We start from the raw sequence: 7,066 nt of genomic DNA on the forward strand, positions 1-7,066 counted from the left end.
TGGTTGCGCTTTCCGCGAGCGCATGTTCGGCGCGACCGGGCTGACAGGCGACGGCTATCTGATGGCGGCGGAGGCCGGCGCCAGCCTGTCGGGCATGGAGTTCACCGGCAAATACACGCTGGCGCCCTACGGCTCCTCGTTGAACAAGGGGCTGCCGTTCCGCTGGGCGTCGTTCCATCGCGAAGATGGCTCACCGATCGTCGGGCCGACCGGCGAGCCGTTGCGCAACGGCATCGGCGACCGCGAGGAGGAAGTGGCGCGCGCGCTGATCGACGGCCCGGTCTACGCGCGGCTCGATCAGGCCGAACCAGCGCTGCAGGGCTGGCTGCGCCAGGGCCAGCCGAATTGCTTCGTGCCCTATGACCGCGCCGGCATCGACCCTTTCAGCGAGCTGTTCCGCATCACCCTGCGCGCCGAAGGCACGGTGCGCGGCACGGGCGGCATAGACATCGTCTCCGACGATTGCGCCACCGGCGTACCCGGCCTCTATGTCGCCGGCGACGCGGCCAGCCGCGAGATCATGACCGGTGCGGTGTCGGGCGGCGGCGCCGTCAATTCGTCCTGGGCGCTGGCCAGCGGCTGGTGGGCGGGCAAGGGCGCTTCGACCCATGCCAAGCGCCGGACCGGCAAGGCATTCCGCACTGAGGTGCAGTCGCTTGGCCAGGCTGGATTACGTCCTGCATCATCGCCGCGCGTCGACATCTCGGCAGGCGAAGTCATCGAGGCGGTGCGCAGTGAGGTGACGCCGCTCGACAAGAATTTCTTCCGCACCGGCGAAGGCCTGGAGAAAAGCGGCGAGCGGTTGGAGAGTGTCTGGCGCGACGTGCGCGACCATCTGCAAGGCGACGGGCTGGATAGGGTCCGTACCCGAGAGGCAGCTTCGATCGCCGCCGCCGGGCGCTGGTCCGTGGCCGCAGCGCTGCACCGCACCGAGAGCCGCGGTATGCATCGCCGCACCGATTTGCCGGGCAAGAGCCCGGCCTTCGCGCACCGGCTGGTCATCACCGGTGTGGATGCGTTCCGCATCGCAGGCGCGCCTGAGCGGCTGGCGGAGCTGGCGTCATGATCGAGATCGTCTCAGCCACGCGCTGTGTCGAATGCGACATCTGCGTCAAGGTGTGCCCGGCCAACGTCTTCGACGCGACCGAGAGCGGCGTGCCAGTGATCGCCCGCCAGGAGGACTGCCAGACCTGCTTCCTGTGCGAAATCTACTGCCCGACCGACGCGCTCTATGTGGCCGAGTTCGCCGAAGGGCCGACCGGCATCACGGAAGCTCAGGCCGACGCCCGACAGCTGTTTGGCTCCTATGCCCGCGCGCTCGGCTGGAAGCGCGGCAAGGCCGGCGGCTCGGAATTCGACCCGACGCACCGCATCCGCGTGGCGCAGTGAACCGATCGGAGACAGATATGGACCGTATCGTCGTCAGCGACATCAGCAAGACCTTCCAGCTCAAGCCGGGGCAGTTCGTCACCGTCGATGGCGAGGCGACCGACCGCGTCACCGTGCTCGATGGCGTTGACCTCTCGATCCGCAAGGGCGAGTTCATCACGCTGGTCGGCCCCAGCGGCTCGGGCAAGTCGGTGCTGCTCGACATCATTGGCGGGCTGACGCAGGCGACCGGCGGCGACGTCAAGCTCGATGGCCGGCGCATCACCAGGCCCGACCCGAAGACCGGCTATGTCTTCCAGCAATATGCGCTGTTTCCCTGGCGCACGGCGCTCGCCAACATCGAATATGCGCTGGAAGTGCGCGGCGTGGCCAAGGCTGAGCGCACGGCGACGGCCCGCCATCTGTTGTCGCTGTTCGGCCTTGCCGGCTTCGAGGACCGTTTTCCCAACCAGCTGTCCGGCGGCATGCAGCAGCGTGTGGCGATCGCGCGTGCGCTGGCCAGCAACCCGGAAGTGTTGCTGATGGATGAGCCGTTCGCGGCGCTTGACCAGCAGACGCGCGAGCTTCTGCAAGGCGAGCTGCTGCGGATCTGGGGCAAGATCAACACGACGGTCATTTTCGTCACCCACTCGATCGACGAGGCGATCTTCCTCGCCGACCGGGTGGTGGTGATGACGGCGCGGCCGGGCGCGGTGAAGGAGATCATCGATATCGACCTGCCACGGCCGCGCGACGGCGACATCCGCGCCAGCGCCGAATTCAATCTATATCGCGCTCGCGTCTGGGACGTGCTGCGCGACGAGGTCAACAAGGCGCAGAAGGACTGGACTCTGTCGCCAGCCTTCAGTCACTGAGGAACTGGACCCATGGCCTATCTGACCGAGAAGTTTGGCTCCGCTGGAGCGCTCCACCTGTTTGCCGGCGCTGGCGAAACGGTAGCCGCCGCCAGGGTCCCCGCCATCAAGGCCAACGCCAAGATCCGGAGCAAGAAAGCGAGCCGCGGCACATTCCTCTATGGCTTGCCGCTGCTCGGCCTGTTCTTCCTGCTGTGGGAGATCGCGCCCCGGCTCGGCTGGCTGAACCGGATCTTCTTTCCGCCGCTGAGCGAGGTGCTGGTCGCCGGGTGGGCGCTGCTCGCCTCGGGCGTGCTGATCGAGCATATCGGCATAAGCCTGCAGCGCGCTGCGATCGGCTTCGCACTCGGCGTGGTGGTCGCCATCCCGCTCGGTCTGTTGATGGGGCGCTATTCGCTGTTCGAGAAGGTTTCCGACCTTTTGGTGCAGACGCTGCGCAACACCTCGCAATTCGCGCTTCTGCCGGTGTTCATCCTGCTGCTCGGCATCGGCGAGGAATCGAAGGTCGCGATCACCTTCTACTCCTCGGTGTTTTTTCTCCTCGTCAACACGATCAGCGGCGTCAAGTCGGTCGATCCGCTGCTCATCAAGGCGGCGCGCTCGATGGGCACGTCCGACTTCGACCTGTTCCGGAAAGTCATCCTGCCGGCCAGCATTCCCTCGATCGTCGCCGGCGCTCGGCTGGCGGTGAAATCCTCGCTGTTCGCGGTCATCGGCGCCGAGATGCTGGCGGCCAAATCCGGCCTCGGTTTCCTCATCCAGAATTCGCAGCTGATGATGGAAACGGCCGACATGTACGCCGGCATCCTGACGCTGACCGTCATCGGCCTGACCGTCAATTACCTGCTCGTCTGGTTCGAGCGCTGGGCAACAGCCTGGAAGGGCCAGTCCGAGACCTCGCTCATTTAAGCGGCCCCATTCATTCCAAACAGGAAGGATTTTCCCATGCCCAACATCCCATTCGACGCAATTCGCCGGCTGCTTCTGAAGGGCGCCATTGCCGTCGTAATCGGCCTTGGCGGCATGCCTGCCTTCGCACAGGACAAGCCTGACATCATCCGCATCGGCAGCACGGCGCCGGGGCACCTCAAATTCATCCTCGCCAAGAAGGACGGCTGGTGGGACAAGGAATTCGCCAAGGACGGCATCAAGGTCGAACTGGTGACCTTCAACGGCGGCTCGGAAGCCACGACGGCATTGGCGACCGGCGCCATCGAGTTCACCTATACCGGCAACAATCCGGCGCTGCGCGTTGCTGCGTCCGGCGCCGACGTCAAGCTGATCGGCCTGTCGAGCTATGTGAAGGCCGGCGGTTCCTACATCGTCGTCAAAACCGACTCGCCGTTGAAGACGCTGCAGGATCTCAGGGGCAAGAAGGTCGCCTATCTCACCGGAACGGTGCGGCATTCGAACTTCAGCAAGGCACTGAACAGCGTCGGCCTGACCACCAATGACGTCGAAGGTCTGAACCTGCCTTTCGAGGCATCCGGCCCGGCGCTGCTGCGCGGCGATATCGACGCCATTGTCGAGACGGATTCGACGGCGGCCAAGCTGGGCGACACCGGCGAGGCGCGGGTGCTGTTCGACACCAGCACCCATCCGGAATGGAACGTGCCGAACGTCATCTCGGTCAACGGCGCCTTCGCGGCGAAATATCCCGATCTGGTCAAGCGGCTGCTGAAGGTCGACATCGAGATTTCGCGTTGGGCCGACGCTCATCCGGACGAGACGATCAAGACGTTTGTGGAGGCGACCAAGTCGTCGGAGAAATCCGTCCGCAAGACCTATGCCGACGGGGTGTTCCACCAGGATCCGAAACTCACCGACGACGCGATCGCCGCCTTGCAGGGCGAGGAGAAATTCATGGCCAGCGCCGGGCTCCTGAAGGGCTCGATCGACTACGGAAAATGGGTCGACAAGAGCTTTGTCGATGGCGCCGCGGCTGAAGTCGCTGCCGTCCAATAGACTGGAAGCATCGAGCGGGGCGGGCGCTTTACCGCGCTGCCCCGTTCGTCTGGTCCGTCAAATCTCTGGGATGTTCTCCTTGAAGATCACCTGCAGCCTTGGCTGGTGCAGTTCATAGGGCAATCCCCGGACCGCATGGGTCAAAGTGTTGAGCGCTTCGCGGGCTTCGACGCGCGGGTTCTGGTCGATGACCGCGTCGAGCGTGCCGTCGAGCAGAAGGTCCTTGGTGCCGTCCGTCACCTCGTGGCCGAGGAAGACCATGGACTGGGCGCGGCCGTGCTCCTTGAGCGCGCGGGCGATGCCGGTGTTGCCGGCGCCGACATTGTAGATCGCGGCAAGGTCGGGGTGCCGCTCCAGCAGGGCCGATGCCTCCGAATAGGCCTTCTCGCGGTCGTCGAGCATTTCGCGCATCTCGACGATCTGCAGGTTGGGTGATTCCTCGGTCAGGACGTGGCGGAACCCCATCTCGCGTTCTTCGTGGCCGCGATAGGACAGCGAGCCGGCGAACAGCGCCACCTTGCCCGGATGCCCCGATCCCATGAAGCGGTTGAGCAGATAGCCGGCCAGCCGCCCGGCGGCGCGGTTGTCGATGCCGATATAGGCGACCCTGGGCACATGCAGGATGTCGGAGGCGATGGTCACCACCTTGATATCGTTGGCCGACAGGGATCGGATCGCTTCGCGCACCGTCGGATGGTCGAGCGCTATAACGCCGACGCCTTGCGTCTGTCCGCGCAGGTCCTGCAGCAGGCGGGCGAGCCGGTCAGGATTGAAGCCCTCGATGGTGGCGATATGGACATCGAGGTCGGGCCGCGCCAGAGCCTGTGCCTCGATGTGCCGGTGCAGCATCTTGATGAAGGAATTGGTGCCGGCCGGCAGCGCGAAGTCGAGTCGGATGACCTCGCCAGGCGAGGGCCGTGGCGGCGCGCCGTTCGGGCCTTCGGCGATGTAGCCGAGGCGCTGCGCCATTTCGAGCACGATTTCGCGCGTGCGCGCCCGCACGCCGGGTCGGTTGTTGAGCACGCGGTCGACGGTGGCGGCCGAGACGCCGGCTTCCCGGGCTATGTCAGTCAGGGTGGAACGCACCGTCTTTCATCTCCTGCATGCGTCAGATCGGCTGGTGACGGCTTCCCCGCCATCGGCGATTCTGATGGGAAATGATGTATCCGCCCTTAGCCCATGCGCAAGCCGCCGCGCTAAATCAAATGGTCCGGCAGGGCTGCGCAGGGCCGGGAAGGGTCGTGTGCCCTCAAATTGAAGCACCCGGCATGATGCATGGATCCCGTTTTTGTGCATTTCCTTGCCCTATTGCGATGTTGTGAGGTGTTTTGATTATTTATGATGTTGACAGCCTTGCCATGCTGCCGTCAATATCCCTCATAAGGGCCGTGGAGGAAACGTGGCCCTGAGGGAGGAGTTTCAATGTCTGACTTGATCCGCATCTCGCGGCGCCGGCTGCTGGCATCCGGAGGAAAGGCGGCTGTGATCATGGCCGCCGCTGGTATCGCACCCCAATTCATTCGTCCCGGCCGCGCCTATGCGGCCGACGCGCTGGCGCCAGGCATGATCGGCGGCCCGACGGGCTTCGATGGAGCCGAGCGCTACCAGTATGGCGCCGACACGCCGGAAGGCCGCGCCATCGAGGCGGCCAAGGCGCTGAAGGGCGCCGGCAAGGCGCCCGCCAAGATCGTGCTCGGCCTGTCCGACGGCTCGATCGGCCAGCTCACGCAGCCGTTCCCGGCCGGTGCGCCGTCGATCAAGGAGCTGTGGGAAAAGGAAACCGGCATCGCGATCGAAATCGTCGGTTTGCCGAACGGCCAGGAATTCACCAAGACGATGCAGGACATCTCCACCAAGGGTGGGGCCTACGACATCTATTCGACCGAATGGAACCGCCTCGGCGACCTCGCCGAAACCGGCGGCATCGCCAAGCTCGATGACTTTGTCGCGCAGCACAAGCCCGAATGGGACGATCCCGTCAGCGGTTATGTCAACGGCGCCAAGGGCGTGTCGCTGCTCAACAAATACCGCGGCTCCAACTATGGCGTATCGCTGGATGGCGACTTCCAGACCTGGGTCTACCGCACCGATTTGTTCGGCGACGAAGCCGAGAAGAAGGCCTTCAAGGACAAATACGGCTACGATCTGGCGCCGCCGAAGACCTGGAAGCAGCATGGCGACATCGCCGCCTTCTTCCAGTGACCGGACAAGGGCCTGTTCGGCTCGACCGACCTGCGCAACCAGGGTTGGGGCTATACCAATTGGTACCAGCGCTATGTCTCGATGGCTTCGCCCAACCAATTCCTGTTTGGCGATGACGGCAAGCCGATGATCAATTCCGAGCAAGGCATCGCCGCCACCAACGAATATGTCGCTTCGCTCGCACATCATTCGCCGGATGCGATCTCCTGGGGCTGGCCGGAGCAATACGGCAACTTCGCCAAGGGTGGTGCGGCGATGACCTGCGCCTTCTCCAACCTGCCGAAATTCCTCGACAATGCCGGCAACAAGGATTCGGCCGTCACCGGCAAGATCGGCTCGATGCTGCCGCCAGGCCGCGAGATCGACGGCAAGCTGATCAGCCGTTCCGTGCTGTGGTTCTCGCTGACCGGCATGGTTTCGTCGCAGTCGAAGAACCAGGAGGTTGCCTATCTCCTGCTGCAATGGCTGGGCTCGGCCCGTATCTACGCCTGGATGAGTGCCAATCCCGGCGGTTATCTGGACCCGTTCCGGCTTTCGGACTTCTCCGATCCGCTGGTGCGCCAGACCTATCATGCCTACCACATGGACGTCGTGCGCGAGACGGTGGCGCGCACCGTGCCGACCATCAACTATCCCGGCGCGACAGCCTTCCACAA

6 protein-coding genes and 1 pseudogene are annotated in these 7,066 nt (G+C 64.3%); 6 read left to right on the forward strand and 1 reads right to left on the reverse strand.

The window, feature by feature from the left end; all coding sequences use genetic code 11:
• The 5 genes from EN994_RS12200 to EN994_RS12220 all read left to right on the forward strand — a co-directional run.
• Positions 1-1,066: FAD-binding protein (locus EN994_RS12200; RefSeq protein ID WP_127307558.1), on the forward strand; the 1,066-nt coding region annotated here is incomplete at its 5' end.
• Positions 1,063-1,389, forward strand: a complete 327-nt coding sequence (locus tag EN994_RS12205) for a ferredoxin family protein (protein ID WP_013530816.1) — start codon at positions 1,063-1,065, stop codon at positions 1,387-1,389. The genes EN994_RS12200 and EN994_RS12205, both read left to right, overlap by 4 nt.
• A 17-nt stretch (positions 1,390-1,406) precedes the next feature.
• On the forward strand, positions 1,407-2,243 hold the full coding sequence (locus EN994_RS12210; RefSeq protein ID WP_013530817.1) for an ABC transporter ATP-binding protein: 837 nt from the start codon (positions 1,407-1,409) through the stop codon (positions 2,241-2,243).
• A 12-nt stretch (positions 2,244-2,255) separates the two neighbouring features.
• A complete protein-coding gene (locus EN994_RS12215; RefSeq protein WP_127224208.1) occupies positions 2,256-3,152 on the forward strand; it encodes an ABC transporter permease in 897 nt (298 codons plus the stop codon).
• Between the two features lie 36 nt (positions 3,153-3,188).
• Positions 3,189-4,208, forward strand: a complete 1,020-nt coding sequence (locus tag EN994_RS12220) for an aliphatic sulfonate ABC transporter substrate-binding protein (RefSeq protein WP_063168543.1) — start codon at positions 3,189-3,191, stop codon at positions 4,206-4,208.
• 57 nt (positions 4,209-4,265) lie between these two features.
• Here EN994_RS12220 and EN994_RS12225 read toward each other — a convergent pair whose 3' ends face one another.
• The gene (locus EN994_RS12225) at positions 4,266-5,294 is read right to left on the reverse strand and encodes a LacI family DNA-binding transcriptional regulator (protein ID WP_024501567.1); all 1,029 of its coding nucleotides are present in this window, start codon (positions 5,292-5,294) and stop codon (positions 4,266-4,268) included.
• Positions 5,295-5,771: 477 nt separating this feature from the next.
• Here EN994_RS12225 and EN994_RS36840 point away from each other — a divergent pair.
• A pseudogene (locus EN994_RS36840) lies at positions 5,772-7,066 on the forward strand (extracellular solute-binding protein); the annotation flags it as partial.

The organism is Mesorhizobium sp. M7A.F.Ca.CA.002.09.1.1, assembly GCF_003998555.1.
Classification (GTDB): domain Bacteria; phylum Pseudomonadota; class Alphaproteobacteria; order Rhizobiales; family Rhizobiaceae; genus Mesorhizobium; species Mesorhizobium ciceri.